Source organism: Lysobacter hankyongensis, assembly GCF_039543145.1.
Classification (GTDB): Bacteria; Pseudomonadota; Gammaproteobacteria; order Xanthomonadales; family Xanthomonadaceae; genus Lysobacter_I; species Lysobacter_I hankyongensis.
The window spans coordinates 180,386-195,149 of record NZ_BAABJE010000015.1 but is presented as its reverse complement, the minus strand read 5'-3'; the positions used below and the strand labels follow the sequence as shown (position 1 = coordinate 195,149).

Sequence of the window (14,764 nt, the reverse complement as noted above, 5' to 3'; positions counted from 1 at the left end):
ATTCGCATGAAACCCGCCATCGACACCAAGAAAATCGTAGTCCTGTCGGGCGCCGGCATCAGCGCAGAAAGCGGCATTCCCACGTTCCGGGACAGCGGTGGTCTGTGGCACCAGCACGATCTGCGCGAGGTCGCGACACCGGAAGGCTGGGCCCGCAACCCGCAACTCGTGCTCGATTTCTACAACGAACGGCGAGCGGTCGCAGCCGCCGCCGAACCCAACGCCGCACACCTCGCATTGGCCGCACTCGAACAGAGATTCGATGTGGTCATCCTGACCCAGAACATCGACGATCTGCACGAACGGGCCGGATCGACCAATGTCATCCACCTGCACGGCGAGCTCGCATGGGCGCGTGGCACCTCGGCGAAGCGACTGCGGCGACGCATCGACGCGGCCCCGATCATGCTCGGCGATCTGTGCGAGGACGGATCGCAACTGCGACCGGATATCGTCTGGTTCGGCGAACCCGTGGAGCGCATGGATGCAGCGTGCGCGGAGATCCTGACGGCGTCGAAGTTCCTCGTCGTCGGGACGTCGTTGACCGTGTTCCCCGTGGCTTCGCTGGTCAAGAAGGCGCGCTGGCATGCGGAAAAGGTACTTTGCGCGCTTGATGTTGAGCGGCGACCGGCGGGCTACACGCTGCTGCGCGGCGCAGCAGGCAAGATCGTACCCGGCCTCGTCCAGCGCTGGCTCGCGGACGCGCCGCGCTGACGTTTTCCCGGTATCGCGCGTCCCGGCGAACGACGCGCGACATCGCACCGGAGTGTCCATGTCGCATCCCGACGCATCGCCCCGCCCCGCCACCGCGGTCGACCCGAACGCGGTCGATCAGGCCTTCACCCGCCACTCGCCCTACGGCACCCATGCCGAACCCACCTATTCCGGCGCGCTGAGTTTCCTGCGCCGGCGCTACACGAAGGATCTCGACGGCGTCGATGTCGCCGTGGTCGGCGTGCCCTTCGATCTCGCCACCACCAACCGCCCCGGCACGCGGCTGGGGCCGCGCGCGATCCGCGCCGCGTCGGCCTCGCTGGCGTGGTGCGCGCCGTACGCGTGGGGATTCGATCCCTGCGAACGCCTGCACGTGATCGACTGGGGCGATGTGGCGTTCGACCACGGCCGCCCGGAACGCGTGCCCGATGCACTGCGCGACGCGTTCCGCGCGTTCGCGGACGCCGGCGTGACCGCGCTCGCGCTCGGCGGCGACCACTTCATCACCTATCCGATCCTGCAGGCGCTGCACGCGATCCACGGACCGCTGTCGCTGATCCATTTCGACGCGCACAGCGACACCTGGGAAGACCGCGATGCGCGCATCGACCACGGCACGATGTTCTGGCATGCGGCGAAGCTGGGACTGGTCGATCCGGCGCATTCGATCCAGATCGGCATGCGCACGCTGAACCCCGAGGATCACGGCTTCCGCGTGCTCGACGCGCGCTGGCTGCACGCACACGGCGTCGACGCCTGCATCGCCGAAATCCGCGCGCGCGTCGGCGACCGCAGGTGCTACGTCAGTTTCGACATCGATTTCCTCGATCCGGCGTTCGCGCCGGGCACAGGCACGCCGGTCGTCGGCGGCTTCTCCACCCACCACGCGCTGCAGCTGATCCGCGGACTGGGCGGACTCCACATCGTCGGCATGGACGTGGTCGAGGTGTCGCCGCCGTTCGATCACGCCGAGATCACCGCCCTCGCCGGCGCGTCGATCGCGCAGGAACTGCTGGCAGCGCATGCGAGCCGCTTCCCGGAACGTCCCTGAGCGGGCGCGTCATCCGACGGAGCACCTCGCCGGATGCGTCGCGCATGCCGGAACCGTTTCCGGCATGCGCGGTCGACGCCTCAGAATTCCTCGCCGCCGTTCATGATGCAATTGGTGGTGAAGACGCGCGTGTACGGCGTGGTGCTGCCCCAGCTCACGTGCCAGGAATCGCATGCGGAATCGTGGGAGATCGCGCGCACGCCGACTTCGGTGGTACGCGCCGAAGTGCTGTAGTACACGACATACACCTCCTGCCCGGGGCCGGGCATCGGATACGCGTACGCCACGACCGCATAGATCAGACCCGCCGCCAGCGCACCCAGCGCGGCGATTTTCTTCGACCTGTTCATGCCACTGTCTCCTTGGTTGTGGACCGCCGTCCGGCGGACCGATGGGACCACCGACGCCCGAACCCGGCGCCGCGTCATCCATGGCGCAAGCCTGCATCGCGGACAGCGACCGCCGTCGCCGGTCGCGGCGATCGCGCAGGAACGGCCGGCAGCGCATGGGAGCCGCTTCCCGAAGCAGCCGCCGCACTTGGCGAAGGGCTTCGTCGGATGCGTCGCGCATGCCGGAAACGACGCCGGCATGCGTGAACGACTCAATATTCCGGATCGACGCAACCGTAGTAGGAAATGGTCGAGTACGCCGATGTCGAACCCCATGAGGTGTGGTGGACATCGCAACCGCTGTGATACGACCTGACGCCGACGACGGTGGTTTTCGCCGCGCTGCCGTAATAGGTGACCACCATTTCCTGTCCGGGTTGCGGATAGGGCAGCGCGAGCGTATCCAGCGATATCGCCAGTCCCGCCGCGAACGCGGCCGATGCGAGGAGCGTGCTGAGCTTTCTCATGTCCTGCCTCCATGTGGGGTACGGCTCGACGCCTGCGATCCGGCGTCGCGGCCATTCATAACGCAATCCTGTCCCGCAAACAGAGACCCTCGTCGGCTGTCGCCCGGCGAACGCCATGAACCGACGGGCGGTCATCCGGGCGCCACGGGCCACCGCCCTCCAGCGCCGTCGGGACATCGTCCGTTTCCTGCACAATGGCCGGGCGCGGCACGCTTTCGCACCGGAGCACGAGAACGCCATGACCGAGTCCAGCGACGACACCCGTACCGCGTACCGCATCTGTCCGTTCTGCGAGGCCGCCTGCGGCCTGAGCGTGCAACTGTGCGGCGACGAGGTGGTCGCGGTCCGTGGCGACAGGGACGATGTCTTCAGCCGCGGCTATCTCTGTCCCAAGGGCGTGGCCCTGAAGGACCTGCACGACGACCCCGACCGCCTGCGCACGCCGATGATCCGTCGCGGCCGCGGCGAACACGCGCGCTGGGAGGCCTGCGGCTGGGAGGAGGCGTTCGCCGAGATCGAACGCCGGCTGATGCCGCTGCTCGATGCGCATGGCCGCCGCACGCTGGCGCTCAGCTTCGGCAATCCGATCGTGCACAAGCTGGGCTTGCAGCTCTACGTGCCGCGTCTGGCCCGCGCCGCGGGCACGCCGAACGTGTTCAGCGCCTCGACCCTCGACCAGATGCCCAAGCACGTCGCCTGCGGCCTGATGTACGGACATTGGCTGAGCATCCCGGTGCCCGACATCGAACGCACCGATCTGCTGATCGTGCTCGGCGCCAATCCGATCGCCAGCAACGGCAGCCTGTGGACCGTGCCGGATTTCCGCGGCAAGGCCCGCGCGCTGCGCGAGCGCGGCGGCCGGCTGATCGTGATCGATCCGCGGCGCAGCGAAACCGCGGACGTCGCCGACGAACATCACGCGATCCGCCCCGGCGGCGATGCCTTCCTGCTGCTCGGCATGCTGCAGCATCTGTTCGCGACCGGTTCGCCGACTCTCGGCCTGGCCGACGGCCACGTCGTCGGCATCACCGAACTGCAGGCGGCGGTGGCCGCGTTCACGCCCGAGCGCATGGCCGCGGCCGCGGGTCTCGATGCGGCGACGATCCGCCAACTGGCCGAAACGCTGCGCGATGCGCCGCGCGCCGCGCTGTATGGCCGCATCGGCACCTGCACCCAGCCGTTCGGCACGCTCTGCAGTTGGCTGGTCGAAGTGCTGAACCTGATCACCGGACGCATCGACGCCGAAGGCGGCATGCGCTGGCCGCTGGCCCCGGCGCTGCAGGCGAACAGCACCGGTACCGGCGGCCGCGGGCGCGGCGTGGTGATGGGGCGCCGCCATTCGCGGGTGAGCGGCGCGCCGGAAGTGATGGGCGAATTCCCGATGGGCTGCCTCGCCGAGGAAATCGACACGCCCGACAACGCCGACGGGCCGCAGGTGCGCGCGCTGATCACGATCGCCAGCAATCCGGTGCTGTCCGCACCGAACGGCGCCCGCCTGTCCGCCGCGCTCGACGGTCTGGACTTCATGCTCAGCCTCGACATCTATCGCAACGAAACCACGCGCCATGCCGACGTGATCCTGCCGGCGCTGTCGCCGCTGCAGGAACCGCACTACGACATCGCGTTCACGCAGCTGGCGTGGACCCACGCCGCGCGTTTCAGCCCGCCGGTATTGCCGGTGCCCGACGACGCCTGGCCCGAGTGGCGCGTGCTGATGCGGCTCGCCGCGATGCTGGACGGCCACGATGCCGCGGCGGCGGCCGATGTCGACGCCCGCGACGAAGAGGCGCTGAAGAAGGACCTGCACGGCATGCTCGGCGCCGCCGGCATGCCGGCCGAACAGCAGGCCGAACCGGTCGCGGCCCTGCTCCGCGCCAGCGCGCATCTCGATGGCCCGGAACGCCAGCTCGATCTCGCCCTGCGCGCTGGCCACTGGGGCGACCGTTTCGGCGCGCGCCCCGAGGGTCTGTCGCTGGAGGCATTGCGCGCAGCGCCGCACGGCATCGATCTCGGCCCGCTGCAGGCGCGACTGCCCGAGGTGCTGCGCACGCCCGACGGCCGCATCCAGGCCGCACCGCCGGCCCTGCTCGCCGATCTCGCGCGGGTCGAAGCGGCGTTGTCGCAAGCCGACTCAGAGGTCCCGGGCGAAGGTCATCCGCTGATCGTGATCGGTCGCCGCGATGTGCGTTCCAACAACAGCTGGATGCACAACCTGCCGACACTGGCCAAGGGCCCGGAGCGCTGCCTCGCATTGATCCATCCGCAGGATGCCGCGGCGGCCGGTATCGCCGATGGCGCGCTCGCGCATCTGCAGGGCGCCGGCGGCCGCGAAATCGCGGTCCGCGTGAAATGCAGCGAGGACATGCGCCCCGGCGTGGTCAGTCTGCCCCACGGCTGGGGTCACGATCTGCCGGGCACGACGCAGCGATTGGCCAGCGAGCGTCCCGGCGCGAATCTCAACGCGCTGCTCGACGAGACCCTGCGCGACCCGCTGTCGGGCACGTCGGTGTTGAGCGGCGTGCCGGTGCGGTTGCGAGCGATGGATGCGGAGACGGCGTGATCGCCGATGAATACGGGTCGGCTCCTGCCGAAAGATTAAGGCGAAGCAAAGCTCGTCATGCGCGACGAATCGCGATACTGATCAAGCAGATTAACCAAGACGACACCAGCGGCGTCCATTCCCGCATTTAATATCCGATCCACGTCGGGACTTGCGGTATATCCGCGATGAACGATATCGCCGCGTATCGCATGAAGTGCGTGGGACAACTCCATATCTCGCGCGTTACGCCCCAGCGCTATCTGCGGCATTATTTTTTCCACGTCAAATCTCGAAAACAACTTCCGTGTCCCATGAATATAGTTATCCCCAATGCCGACAGCAGCAGCCAAGATCTCCAAGCAAATCACCAAATGAATAACGCGACTAAACGGAGACCCATGCGCGCACGCAAGCGAAAAGAAATCAGCAGCCAATCTATGACGCTCATGCAGACACGAAGCATTCACTCCTAATTCTTCCAAATTTTCAGAAAAAGCATTGTCTAGTGCGGTTCTGATTTTATCCATCGGAACCACTATCGAGAAGCCCCCGCGAATCTCGCCCAAGTAAACAATCTTAAGATGCTCAGGAACGATACATGCCATGGTGGTGGGTACGCGACCATCCACAACAATTCCATGCGCATGGTTCTTTTGCCATTTGCCGAGCATTTCAACGGGCAGCAGTACTGGAACCTCAAACTTCTCGTAAGCATAAATTTCGGCCGGAAAAAACATCGACAGCCTACGTTCAATACAGACTTTCCTTAGCTCCAATTCCAAGCGCATAGCGAAGCGTCTTGCATCGACCTCAGTAGCAAATCCAGCGATCTCGAACATAAAGCCATAAGGCGTTCGCTCCATCTGAGCGTACGCAGAGGTTCCGAGCATTTGATCAACCGTATCGCGCGGCAACGAAAAACTGCGATCTAAATCCACCGGATAGCGAAGCTTGTACTCTTCATTTCCGCCACCTCGGCTTGCAGGCTCCATAATCAACATTCCCATCTGCAAGGTTGCCCTTGCTTATCGGCGCTCAAGCCACATACACCGTCTTGATGTTCATGAACTCGTGGATGCCATGCTCCGCGAGTTCGCGGCCGAATCCCGAGGTCTTGGTGCCGCCGAACGGCAGGCGCACGTCGCTGCGCACGATCGCGTTGACGAAGGTGGCGCCGGCCTGCAGGCGACGGGCGACCGCTTCGCCGCGGGCCTTGTCGCGGGTCCACACGCTGGCGCCGAGGCCGAAATCGGTGTCGTTGGCGATCCGCACCGCGTCGTCGTCGTCGCGGGCGCGGAGGATGCTCGCGGCCGGGCCGAACAGTTCTTCGTTGTACGCGGGCATGCCCGGCGCGACGTGATCGAGGATCGTCGCCGGATAGTGCGACGCGCCCTGCCCCGGCGTGCCGCCGAGCAGCAGCGTGGCACCGGCGGCGACGCTGCGCTGCACCTGGTCGTGGATCTCGTCGCGCAGATCGGCACGGGCCATCGGCGCAAGCGTGGTCGCGTCGTCCATCGGATCGCCGATCGCGAGCTTCGATGCGGCCTCGACGAAGCGTGCGACGAACGCATCGGCGATGCCCGGGGTGACGATGAACCGCTTGGCCGCGATGCAGGTCTGGCCGGCGTTGCCGAAGCGCGAGGCGACCGCGGCGGGCACGGTCACGTCGAGATCGGCGTCGTCCAGCACCACGAACGGATCGCTGCCGCCCAGCTCCATCACGCATTTCTTCAGATGTTTGCCGGCGGCTGAAGCCACCGCGCTGCCGGCGCGCTCGCTGCCGGTGAGGGTGATCGCCTTCACCCGCGGATCGGCGATGACCTTCGCCGCCAGCTGGTTGTCGATGTGCAGTACGCCGAACACGCCGTCCGGCACGCCGGCCTCGCGCAGCACCTCGGCGATGGCGTCGGCGCAGCGCGGCACGTTGGTCGCGTGCTTCAGCACCGCGACATTGCCGGCCATCAGCCCGGGCGCGAGAAAACGGAAGACCTGCCAGATCGGGAAATTCCACGGCATCACCGCGAACACGCAGCCCAGCGGCTCGTAGGTGACGTAGCTGCGCGCGGCCTCGGTCGCGATCGCGCCGTCGCGCAGATAGTCGATGGCGTGATCGGCGTAGTACTCGCAGGCCGATGCGGATTTCTCGATCTCGGCCAGGGCCTCGCGGCGCAGCTTGCCCATGTCGGCGCTCATCGTCGCCGCGATGTCCTCGCGGCGCGCGCGCAGCCGGGCCGCGACCTCGCGCAGCAGCGCGCCGCGCGCGTCGAGGCTGCGCGAGGCCCAGGCCGGCGCCGCGTCCGCGGCGGCCTGCAGCACACGCTCGACCTCGGCATCGCCGATGTAGTCGTAGGTGTAGTCGACCTCGCCGGTCCATGGATGGATCAATTTCACCGTCATCTCGTCACCTGTCGCAGGGTTCGTCTCGCAGTGTTCGTCGTGCTCGACCGCCATGCCGCTCAGCCGTTGTCCTGGATCGCGAGCTGGATGTCGCGCTGCCGGCGCTTTTCCTCGCGATACATCAGCCACCAGCCGATCAGCGCAGCGACCGAAACCGCCAGCACCATCAACGTCGCCAGCGCGTTGATCTTCGGGCTCAGGCCGAGGCGGACCGAGGAAAACACCTTCATCGGCAGCGTGGTCGAATTGGGGCCGGCGACGAAGCTGGCGATCACCACGTCGTCGAGCGACAGCGTGAACGCGAGCAACCAGCCCGAAACCAAGGCGGGCGCGATGATCGGCAGCGTGATCAGGAAAAACACCTTGATCCGGTTGGCGCCGAGATCCATCGCCGCTTCTTCCAGCGACTTGTCCAGCTCCGCCAGGCGCGAGGACACCACCACGGTGACGAACGCGAGCGTGAAGGTGACGTGCGCGACCCAGATCGCGACCACGCCCTTCGGCGCGATGCCGATCAGGCCGCCCATCGACACCAGCATCAGCAGGATCGACAGGCCGGTGATGACCTCGGGCATGACCAGCGGTGCGGTGATCATCGCGCCGAACATGGTCTTGGTCGGAAAATGGCGCATGCGGGTCATCGCCAGCGCCGCCATCGTGCCCAGCACCACCGCCGCGCTCGCGGTCCAGAACGCGACCTTCAGGCTGACCCAGGCCGCGTCGAGCATCGCGCGGTCGCGCAGCAGTTCGCCGTACCACTTCACCGAGAAGCCCGACCACACCGATGCGAGCCGCGATTCGTTGAACGAGTAGACGATCAGGATCAGGATCGGGATGTAGAGGAACGCGAACCCGAGACCGAGCACCGACCAGCGGATCGCGCGACTGCCCTGCATGCTGGCGCCGCTCATGTCAGCCGCCCTTCCAGCTCTTTCTGCTGGACGCGGTTGAAGATCAGGATCGGGATCAGCAGCATGATCAGCATCACGATCGCCACCGCCGAGGCCACCGGCCAGTCGCGGTTGTTGAAGAATTCGCTCCAGAGCACGCGGCCGATCATCAGCGTATCCGGCCCGCCGAGCATTTCCGGAATCACGAATTCGCCGACCGCGGGAATCATCACCAGCATGCAGCCGGCGATGATGCCGCTGCGCGACATCGGCAGCGTGATCTTCAGGAAGGCTTTCCAGGGCCGCGCGCCGAGGTCGTAGGCGGCCTCCAGCAGGCGATGGTCGAACTTCAGCAGATTGGAATACAGCGGCAGCACCATGAACGGCAGATAGCAGTAGACGATGCCGATGTAGGTCGCGACCGGCGTGTTGAGGATCCGCAGCGGCTCGTCGATCAGGCCGAGCTTCATCAGCAGATTGTTGAGCAGGCCGTTGCTGTCGAGGATGCCGATCCAGGCGTAGACGCGGATCAGGAACGAGGTCCACGACGGCAGCACCACCAGCATCATCGCGATGTTGCGCGCGGACGGCGACAGCCGCGAGATGACGTAGGCCATCGGATAGCCGATGAGGAGGGTCAAGAAAGTCGAGATCGCGGCGATCTTCAGCGAACTGGCGTAGGCCAGCAGATACTGCGAATCCGAGAACAACACCATGTAATTGGTGAGGTTGAGCTTGAGCAGGACCTCGTCCTGCACGACCTGGAGAATCGGGGTGTACGGCGGCTGCGCGATCGCCAGTTTCGCGAACGAGATCTTCAGCACGATCAGGAACGGAATCGCGAAGAACAGCAGCAACCAGACGTAAGGCACGCTGATGACGGCCCAGCGCGAGCCCGGCAGGAACTTCTTCAGCATGCGCATGTTCATGTGGTCAGCACCACGCCTTCGTTGTCGCCCCACGACACCCACACCTCGTCGCCCCAGGTCATGCCCTCGCTGGCCCAGCGCTGCTGGTTGGCGAAGTTCGCCATGACCTTGTAGCCGCTGGGCAGGCGGACGTGGAACACCGAATGGCTGCCGAAATAGGCGATGTCCTCGATCTTGCCCCGGGCCTTGTTGTGCGCCTGCTCGGGTTCGTCCTTGCTGATCACCATCTTCTCGGGACGCACGCCGTAACCGACTTCCTGGCCTTCGTAACCGGAGACGCCGTGGCCGACGTAGATCGGCACCGGCAGCGACGGCGACTGGATGGTGATGTAGTCGGCCTGGTCCTCGTCGATGCGGCCGTCGAACATGTTGATCGAGCCGATGAACTCGGCGGCGAAGCGGCTGGTCGGCGATTCGTAGATCTCGTCGGGCGTGCCGACCTGACGGATGCGACCGGCGTCCATCAGCGCGATCCGCGTGGCCATCGTCATCGCTTCTTCCTGGTCGTGGGTGACCATCACGCAGGTCACGCCCGACTTCTCGATGATGTCGACCAGTTCGAGCTGCATCTTCGAGCGCAGCTTCTTGTCGAGCGCGCCCATCGGCTCGTCGAGCAGCAACAGTTTGGGGCCCTTGGCCAGCGAACGCGCCAGCGCCACCCGCTGCTGCTGGCCGCCGGAGAGCTGGTGCGGTTTGCGCTTGGCGAGCTTGCCGAGCTGGACCAGGTTGAGCATCTCCTCGACGCGCCGGGCGATCGCGTCCTTGCCGAGGCCATCCTGCTTCAGGCCGAAAGCGATGTTCTGCTCGACGGTCATGTGCGGGAACAGCGCGTACGACTGGAACATCATGTTGATCGGCCGTTCGTACGGCGGCAGATCGTTCATGACCTGACCGTCGAGATAGATCTTGCCGGAAGTCGGCCGCTCGAAGCCGCCGAGGCAGCGCAGCAGCGTCGACTTGCCGCAGCCGGAGCCGCCGAGCAGCGCGAAGATCTCGCCCTTGCGGATCGACAGGTTGGTGTCGTCGACGGCGACGAAACCGTCGAATTCCTTGCGGACATCGACGATCCGGAGGTAATCCTCGACCGTGGCCCTGGGGGCGCCCGACGCGCCGTTCTGCGGTTTTTCGTTGGCGACTGCGGCCATGTGCTTCCCTCGGAATGCAGCGGGGCAGGCATCGCTGCCTGCCCCGGGATTGGATCAACGGCCGGTCTTGAGCTGGGTCCAGATCCGCGTGTACTGGCGGTCGACCTCCGGCGGGATGATCGCGAAGGTGAACAGCTTCGCCTGCACCTCCGCCGGCGGATAGATCGTCGGGTCGCCGGTGATTTCCTTGTCGATCAGCGCGGTCGACGCGGTGTTCGCGTTCGGATAGCTGACGAAGTTGGAATTGTTGGCGGCGACCTGCGGGTCGAGCAGATGGTTGATGAAGGCGTGGGCGCTGTCGACGTGCTTGGCGTCCTTCGGGATCGCCAGCATGTCGAACCACATCGGCGCGCCTTCCTTCGGGATCGAGTACCCGATCTTGACGCCGTTCTTGGCCTCTTCGGCGCGGTCGCGGGCCTGGATGATGTCGCCCGACCAGCCGACCACGAGGCAGGTGCTGCCCTTGGCCATCGAGTCAATATACTGCGAGGAGTGGAAGTTGGTGATGTAGGGACGGATCGTCTTCAGCAGCGCCGCGGCCTTGTCGATCACCGCCGGATCCTGGCTGTTGGGATCTTCGCCCAGGTAGTTCAGCGTGATCGGAATGATCTCGGACGGCGTGTCGAGGAAGGTGACGCCGCAATCCTTCAGCTTGGCGATGTTCTCGGGCTTGAACACCAGGTCCCAACTGTTGGTCACGTCGGTGTTGCCGAAGGCGGCGGTGACCTTGTCGACGTTGTAGCCGATGCCGGTGGTGCCCCACAGATACGGCACCGCGTATTTGTTCTCCGGATCCTGCAGCGCGATGCGCTTCATCATGTCCGGATCGAGATTGGCGAGGTTCGGGATCTTCGACTTGTCCAGCGGCTGGAACACGCCGGCCTGGATCTGACGGCCGAGGAAGTTCAGGGTCGGGACGACGATGTCGTAACCGCTGGAGCCGGCGAGGAGTTTGGTCTCGACCATCTCGTTGCTGTCGAAGACGTCGTAGACCACCTTGACGCCGCTCTTCTTCTCGAACGCGGGAATGGTGTCCTCGGCGATGTAGTCGGACCAGTTGTAGACGTTCAGGGTCTTGTCGTCGCCGCCTTCGGCCTTGCCGTCGCCGGTGGCGGCGCTGCCGTCCTGCTTGCCGCCGCATGCCGCCAGCAGACAGACGGCGATGGAGAGTCCCAACACTCGCAGTTTCATCGTGATATCCCTTTGCCCCGGAGGGTCAGTGATGTGACGTGGAATGGCGTTCTTGAAGTGATGCCCGGAATGACCTCTCCGACAGAGTAGCGGCTCACGCGGCCGGGCGCATCAAAGCGCCGCGGCGGTCTCGTCGAGCGCCTTCCACGCCTTCTCGAACAACTCGTCGACCTGCGCCCGGGTCCAGATCAGCGGCGGCGACAACAGCATTGAATCATAGGTGGCACGGAGGATCAGTCCGTTGCGCAGGGCGTTGTCGCGGCAGAGCACGCCGACCTTGCCGCGCTCTTCGAAGAAGGCGCGGCGGCCCTTGTGCGGCACCAGTTCGAGCGCGCCGACCATGCCGGCGATGCGTGCCTCGCCGACGAGGCGGTGCTCGCCCAGTTCGGCCCAGCGCTCGGCCAGATACGGGGCGATCTCGGTGCGGGCGCGGTCGACGATGCCTTCCTGCTGCAGGATGCGGATGTTCTCCAGCGCCACCGCGGTGCAGACCGGGTGTCCGGAATACGTGCAGCCGTGGGCCAGTTCGCCGCCCTGGTGCTTCAGCACGCCGGCCACGCGATCGTTGAACATGGCCGCGCCCAGCGGGATGTAGCCCGAGGTGATGCCCTTGGCCAGGGTCATCACGTCCGGGGTGATGCCGAAATACTGCGAACCGAACCACTCGCCGGTGCGGCCGAAGCCGCAGATCACTTCGTCGGCGACCAGCAGCACGTCGTACCGGCGGCAGATCCGCTCGATCTCGGGCCAATAGGTCATCGGCGGGATGTAGACGCCGATCGCGCCCATGATCGGCTCGCCGATGAAGGCGGCGACGCGGTCCGGGCCGAGTTCGAGGATCTTCTGTTCCAACCGGCGCGCGGCGACCAGGCCGTATTCCTCGGGCGACAGATCGCCGCCGTCGGCGAACCAGAACGGCGGGTCGATGTGGTGGATGTCGGGGATCGGCAGCCCGCCCTGCTTGTGCATGCCGGCCATGCCGCCGAGGCTGGCGCCGGCCATGGTGGTGCCGTGATAGCCGTTGTGGCGGCCGATGAAGATGTTCTTCTGCGGCTTGTCCTGCACCGCCCAGAAATGCCGGACCAGACGCAGGATGGTGTCGTTGGCCTCGGAGCCGGAGTTGGTGAAGAAGGCGTGGTTGAGGTCGGCCGGGGTGAGCTCGGCCAGCTTCGCCGACAGCTCGATCGTCGGTTCGACCGTGCACTGGAAGAAACTGTTGTAGTAGGCCAGCTGTGTCATCTGCTTCGACGCCGCCTCGCCCAGTTCGCTGCGGCCGTAGCCGAGATTCACGCACCACAGGCCGGCGAAGGCGTCCAGCAGCTTGTTGCCGTCGGCGTCCCAGACGTAGGCGCCCTCGCCCTTCGTCAGGATGCGCGTGCCCTTTTTCGCGAGCGCGGCGTTGTCGTTGAACGGATGCAGGTGATGCTCGGCATCGAGTTGCTGCAGGCGGGCGATGTCGGTTTTGTCCATGGGCGTTCCGGAAGGCGTGGCGGTACGCGCCCCGGTGCGGGGCGCGCGGTGCGAATGGTCAGACGTTGAGCAGCAGGAACTCGCGTTCCCAGGAACTGATGACGCGGAAGAAGGTTTCGTACTCCTTGCGCTTCACCGCGATGTAGGCGCGCACGAAGCGCGCGCCCATCAGGTCGTGCAGGGCCGTGCAGCCCTCCAGCCCGTCCAGCGCCTCGCCGAGCGAACGCGGCAGCTCGAAGCCCACGTCCTGCGCGCTGCTGGCCAGCGGGCCGGTAGGTTCGAGCTTCTCGCGGATGCCGAACAGGCCGCAGGCCAGGGTCGCGGCCATCGCCAGGTAGGGATTGGCGTCCGAGCCGGCGAAGCGACTTTCGACCCGGGTGTTATCGGGCGTGTCCATCGGCACGCGCAGGCCGCAGGTGCGGTTGTCGTAGCCCCACTGCACGTTGATCGGCGCGACCTGGCCCAAGGCCAGGCGGCGGTAGGAATTGACGTTCGGGCCGAAGAAGGCCATCGCCATCGGCACGTATTTCTGCAGACCGCCGAGGTAATGCTCGAAAGCCTTGCTGTGCTTGCCTTCGCCGCGGCCGGTGAAGATGTTGCGGCCGGTCTTCAGGTCGACGACGCTCTGGTGGATGTGCATCGCGCTGCCGGGCTCGTTCTCCATCGGCTTGGCGAGGAACGTCGCATAGACCCCGTGACGCAGCGCCGCCTCGCGCATGGTGCGCTTGAACAGGAACACCTGATCGGCGCGCGACATCGCGTCGGCATGGGTGAAGTTCACCTCCAGCTGCGCGGCGCCGGATTCGTGGATCAGCGTATCCACGTCCAGCCCCATCGCGTCGCTGTAGTCGTACATCAGATCGAGGATCGGGTCGAACTCGTTGACCGCGTCGATCGAATACGACTGGCGCGCGGTTTCCGGCCGGCCGCTGCGCCCGGCCGGCGGCTGCAGCGGAAAATCCGGGTCGGTGTTCTTCTGGACCAGGAAGAATTCGACCTCCGGCGCCACCACCGGGCGCAGGCCTTCGGCTTCGTAGGCGTCGAGCACCCGCTTCAGCACGTTGCGCGGCGCCAGTTCGTGGCGCGCCCCGTCCTTGGTGAAGCAGTCGTGGATCACCTGCGCGGTCGGATCGGTGGCCCAGGGCACCAGACGCACGGTATCGGGGTCCGGCCGCAGCAGCATGTCGGCGTCGGACGGCGAAATCAGGTCGTAATAGTCGTCCGGAAAGTCGCCGGTGACGGTGGTCGCGAAAATGCCTTCGGGCAGGCGCATGCCGTAATCGTGCGAAAACTTGTCCGCCGGAATGATCTTGCCGCGGGCGTTGCCGGTGATGTCGGGCACCAGGCATTCCACTTCGGTGATGTGGCGATCCTTGAGCCAGCGCAGCAGCTTGTGCTCGCTGGATTTCGCAGCCGCGGCACCGCGCGCGGCGCGCTTGTCGGACTTGCGTTTCGAAGCGGCCTTGCTCGTATTGGCCTTGCTCGTATTGGTCTTGCCCGGTTTGGTCTTGCCCGGCGGCGTCTCGGCCGGCGCGGTCTTGCTGGATGCGGTCTTCCGGGGCGGGGTCCGTGTGCTCAT

The 14,764-nt window shown here is 65.8% G+C and carries 13 protein-coding genes; 3 read left to right on the top strand and 10 right to left on the bottom strand.

Annotated elements, in window-relative coordinates:
* Window positions 1-6: 6 nt before the first annotated feature.
* Both ABD974_RS15120 and speB read left to right on the top strand, forming a co-directional pair.
* Window positions 7-714, top strand: a complete 708-nt coding sequence (locus ABD974_RS15120; protein ID WP_345304164.1) for an SIR2 family NAD-dependent protein deacylase — start codon at window positions 7-9, stop codon at window positions 712-714.
* A gap of 58 nt (window positions 715-772) precedes the next feature.
* The gene (gene speB, locus ABD974_RS15115; RefSeq protein ID WP_345304163.1) at window positions 773-1,765 is read left to right on the top strand and encodes an agmatinase; all 993 of its coding nucleotides are present in this window, start codon (window positions 773-775) and stop codon (window positions 1,763-1,765) included.
* Between the two features lie 80 nt (window positions 1,766-1,845).
* On the opposite strand, the gene ABD974_RS15110 is transcribed toward speB, so the two are convergent.
* Both ABD974_RS15110 and ABD974_RS15105 read right to left on the bottom strand, forming a co-directional pair.
* Window positions 1,846-2,115, bottom strand: a complete 270-nt coding sequence (locus ABD974_RS15110; RefSeq protein WP_345304162.1) for a hypothetical protein — start codon at window positions 2,113-2,115, stop codon at window positions 1,846-1,848.
* A 251-nt stretch (window positions 2,116-2,366) separates the two neighbouring features.
* Window positions 2,367-2,621: a hypothetical protein gene (locus ABD974_RS15105; protein ID WP_345304161.1), complete on the bottom strand. Its 255-nt coding sequence runs from the start codon at window positions 2,619-2,621 to the stop codon at window positions 2,367-2,369.
* Between the two features lie 238 nt (window positions 2,622-2,859).
* On the opposite strand from ABD974_RS15105, the gene ABD974_RS15100 reads away from it, so the two are divergent.
* Complete coding sequence (locus ABD974_RS15100) at window positions 2,860-5,181, top strand: molybdopterin-dependent oxidoreductase (protein ID WP_345304160.1); 2,322 nt, start codon at window positions 2,860-2,862, stop codon at window positions 5,179-5,181.
* Window positions 5,182-5,216: 35 nt separating this feature from the next.
* On the opposite strand, the gene ABD974_RS15095 is transcribed toward ABD974_RS15100, so the two are convergent.
* The 8 genes from ABD974_RS15095 to ABD974_RS15060 all read right to left on the bottom strand — a co-directional run bounded on the left by ABD974_RS15095 (window position 5,217) and on the right by ABD974_RS15060 (window position 14,764).
* Window positions 5,217-6,170, bottom strand: coding sequence for a hypothetical protein (locus ABD974_RS15095; RefSeq protein WP_345304159.1), 954 nt, complete (start codon window positions 6,168-6,170; stop codon window positions 5,217-5,219).
* A gap of 28 nt (window positions 6,171-6,198) precedes the next feature.
* Window positions 6,199-7,560, bottom strand: coding sequence for an NAD-dependent succinate-semialdehyde dehydrogenase (locus ABD974_RS15090; RefSeq protein WP_345304158.1), 1,362 nt, complete (start codon window positions 7,558-7,560; stop codon window positions 6,199-6,201).
* Window positions 7,561-7,619: 59 nt separating this feature from the next.
* On the bottom strand, window positions 7,620-8,471 hold the full coding sequence (locus tag ABD974_RS15085; protein ID WP_345304157.1) for an ABC transporter permease subunit: 852 nt from the start codon (window positions 8,469-8,471) through the stop codon (window positions 7,620-7,622).
* Complete coding sequence (locus ABD974_RS15080; protein WP_345304156.1) at window positions 8,468-9,379, bottom strand: ABC transporter permease subunit; 912 nt, start codon at window positions 9,377-9,379, stop codon at window positions 8,468-8,470. The genes ABD974_RS15085 and ABD974_RS15080 overlap by 4 nt, the downstream gene beginning before the upstream one ends.
* Window positions 9,376-10,524: an ABC transporter ATP-binding protein gene (locus tag ABD974_RS15075; protein WP_345304155.1), complete on the bottom strand. Its 1,149-nt coding sequence runs from the start codon at window positions 10,522-10,524 to the stop codon at window positions 9,376-9,378. Before ABD974_RS15075 ends, ABD974_RS15080 begins: the two co-directional genes overlap by 4 nt.
* 54 nt (window positions 10,525-10,578) lie before the next feature.
* Window positions 10,579-11,715: a polyamine ABC transporter substrate-binding protein gene (locus tag ABD974_RS15070; protein ID WP_345304154.1), complete on the bottom strand. Its 1,137-nt coding sequence runs from the start codon at window positions 11,713-11,715 to the stop codon at window positions 10,579-10,581.
* A 111-nt stretch (window positions 11,716-11,826) separates the two neighbouring features.
* On the bottom strand, window positions 11,827-13,185 hold the full coding sequence (locus tag ABD974_RS15065; RefSeq protein ID WP_345304153.1) for an aspartate aminotransferase family protein: 1,359 nt from the start codon (window positions 13,183-13,185) through the stop codon (window positions 11,827-11,829).
* Window positions 13,186-13,243: 58 nt separating this feature from the next.
* A complete protein-coding gene (locus ABD974_RS15060; RefSeq protein WP_345304152.1) occupies window positions 13,244-14,764 on the bottom strand; it encodes a glutamine synthetase family protein in 1,521 nt (506 codons plus the stop codon).

What these genes read in the sequence shown, in the direction of transcription:
- ABD974_RS15120 (WP_345304164.1), top strand. Translation starts at nt 7, where the DNA reads ATGAAACCCGCCATCGACACCAAGAAAATCGTAGTCCTGTCGGGCGCC.
- speB (WP_345304163.1), top strand. Translation starts at nt 773, where the DNA reads ATGTCGCATCCCGACGCATCGCCCCGCCCCGCCACCGCGGTCGACCCG.
- ABD974_RS15110 (WP_345304162.1), bottom strand. Translation starts at nt 2,115, where the DNA reads ATGAACAGGTCGAAGAAAATCGCCGCGCTGGGTGCGCTGGCGGCGGGT.
- ABD974_RS15105 (WP_345304161.1), bottom strand. Translation starts at nt 2,621, where the DNA reads ATGAGAAAGCTCAGCACGCTCCTCGCATCGGCCGCGTTCGCGGCGGGA.
- ABD974_RS15100 (WP_345304160.1), top strand. Translation starts at nt 2,860, where the DNA reads ATGACCGAGTCCAGCGACGACACCCGTACCGCGTACCGCATCTGTCCG.
- ABD974_RS15095 (WP_345304159.1), bottom strand. Translation starts at nt 6,170, where the DNA reads ATGGGAATGTTGATTATGGAGCCTGCAAGCCGAGGTGGCGGAAATGAA.
- ABD974_RS15090 (WP_345304158.1), bottom strand. Translation starts at nt 7,560, where the DNA reads ATGACGGTGAAATTGATCCATCCATGGACCGGCGAGGTCGACTACACC.
- ABD974_RS15085 (WP_345304157.1), bottom strand. Translation starts at nt 8,471, where the DNA reads ATGAGCGGCGCCAGCATGCAGGGCAGTCGCGCGATCCGCTGGTCGGTG.
- ABD974_RS15080 (WP_345304156.1), bottom strand. Translation starts at nt 9,379, where the DNA reads ATGAACATGCGCATGCTGAAGAAGTTCCTGCCGGGCTCGCGCTGGGCC.
- ABD974_RS15075 (WP_345304155.1), bottom strand. Translation starts at nt 10,524, where the DNA reads ATGGCCGCAGTCGCCAACGAAAAACCGCAGAACGGCGCGTCGGGCGCC.
- ABD974_RS15070 (WP_345304154.1), bottom strand. Translation starts at nt 11,715, where the DNA reads ATGAAACTGCGAGTGTTGGGACTCTCCATCGCCGTCTGTCTGCTGGCG.
- ABD974_RS15065 (WP_345304153.1), bottom strand. Translation starts at nt 13,185, where the DNA reads ATGGACAAAACCGACATCGCCCGCCTGCAGCAACTCGATGCCGAGCAT.
- ABD974_RS15060 (WP_345304152.1), bottom strand. Translation starts at nt 14,764, where the DNA reads ATGAGCACACGGACCCCGCCCCGGAAGACCGCATCCAGCAAGACCGCG.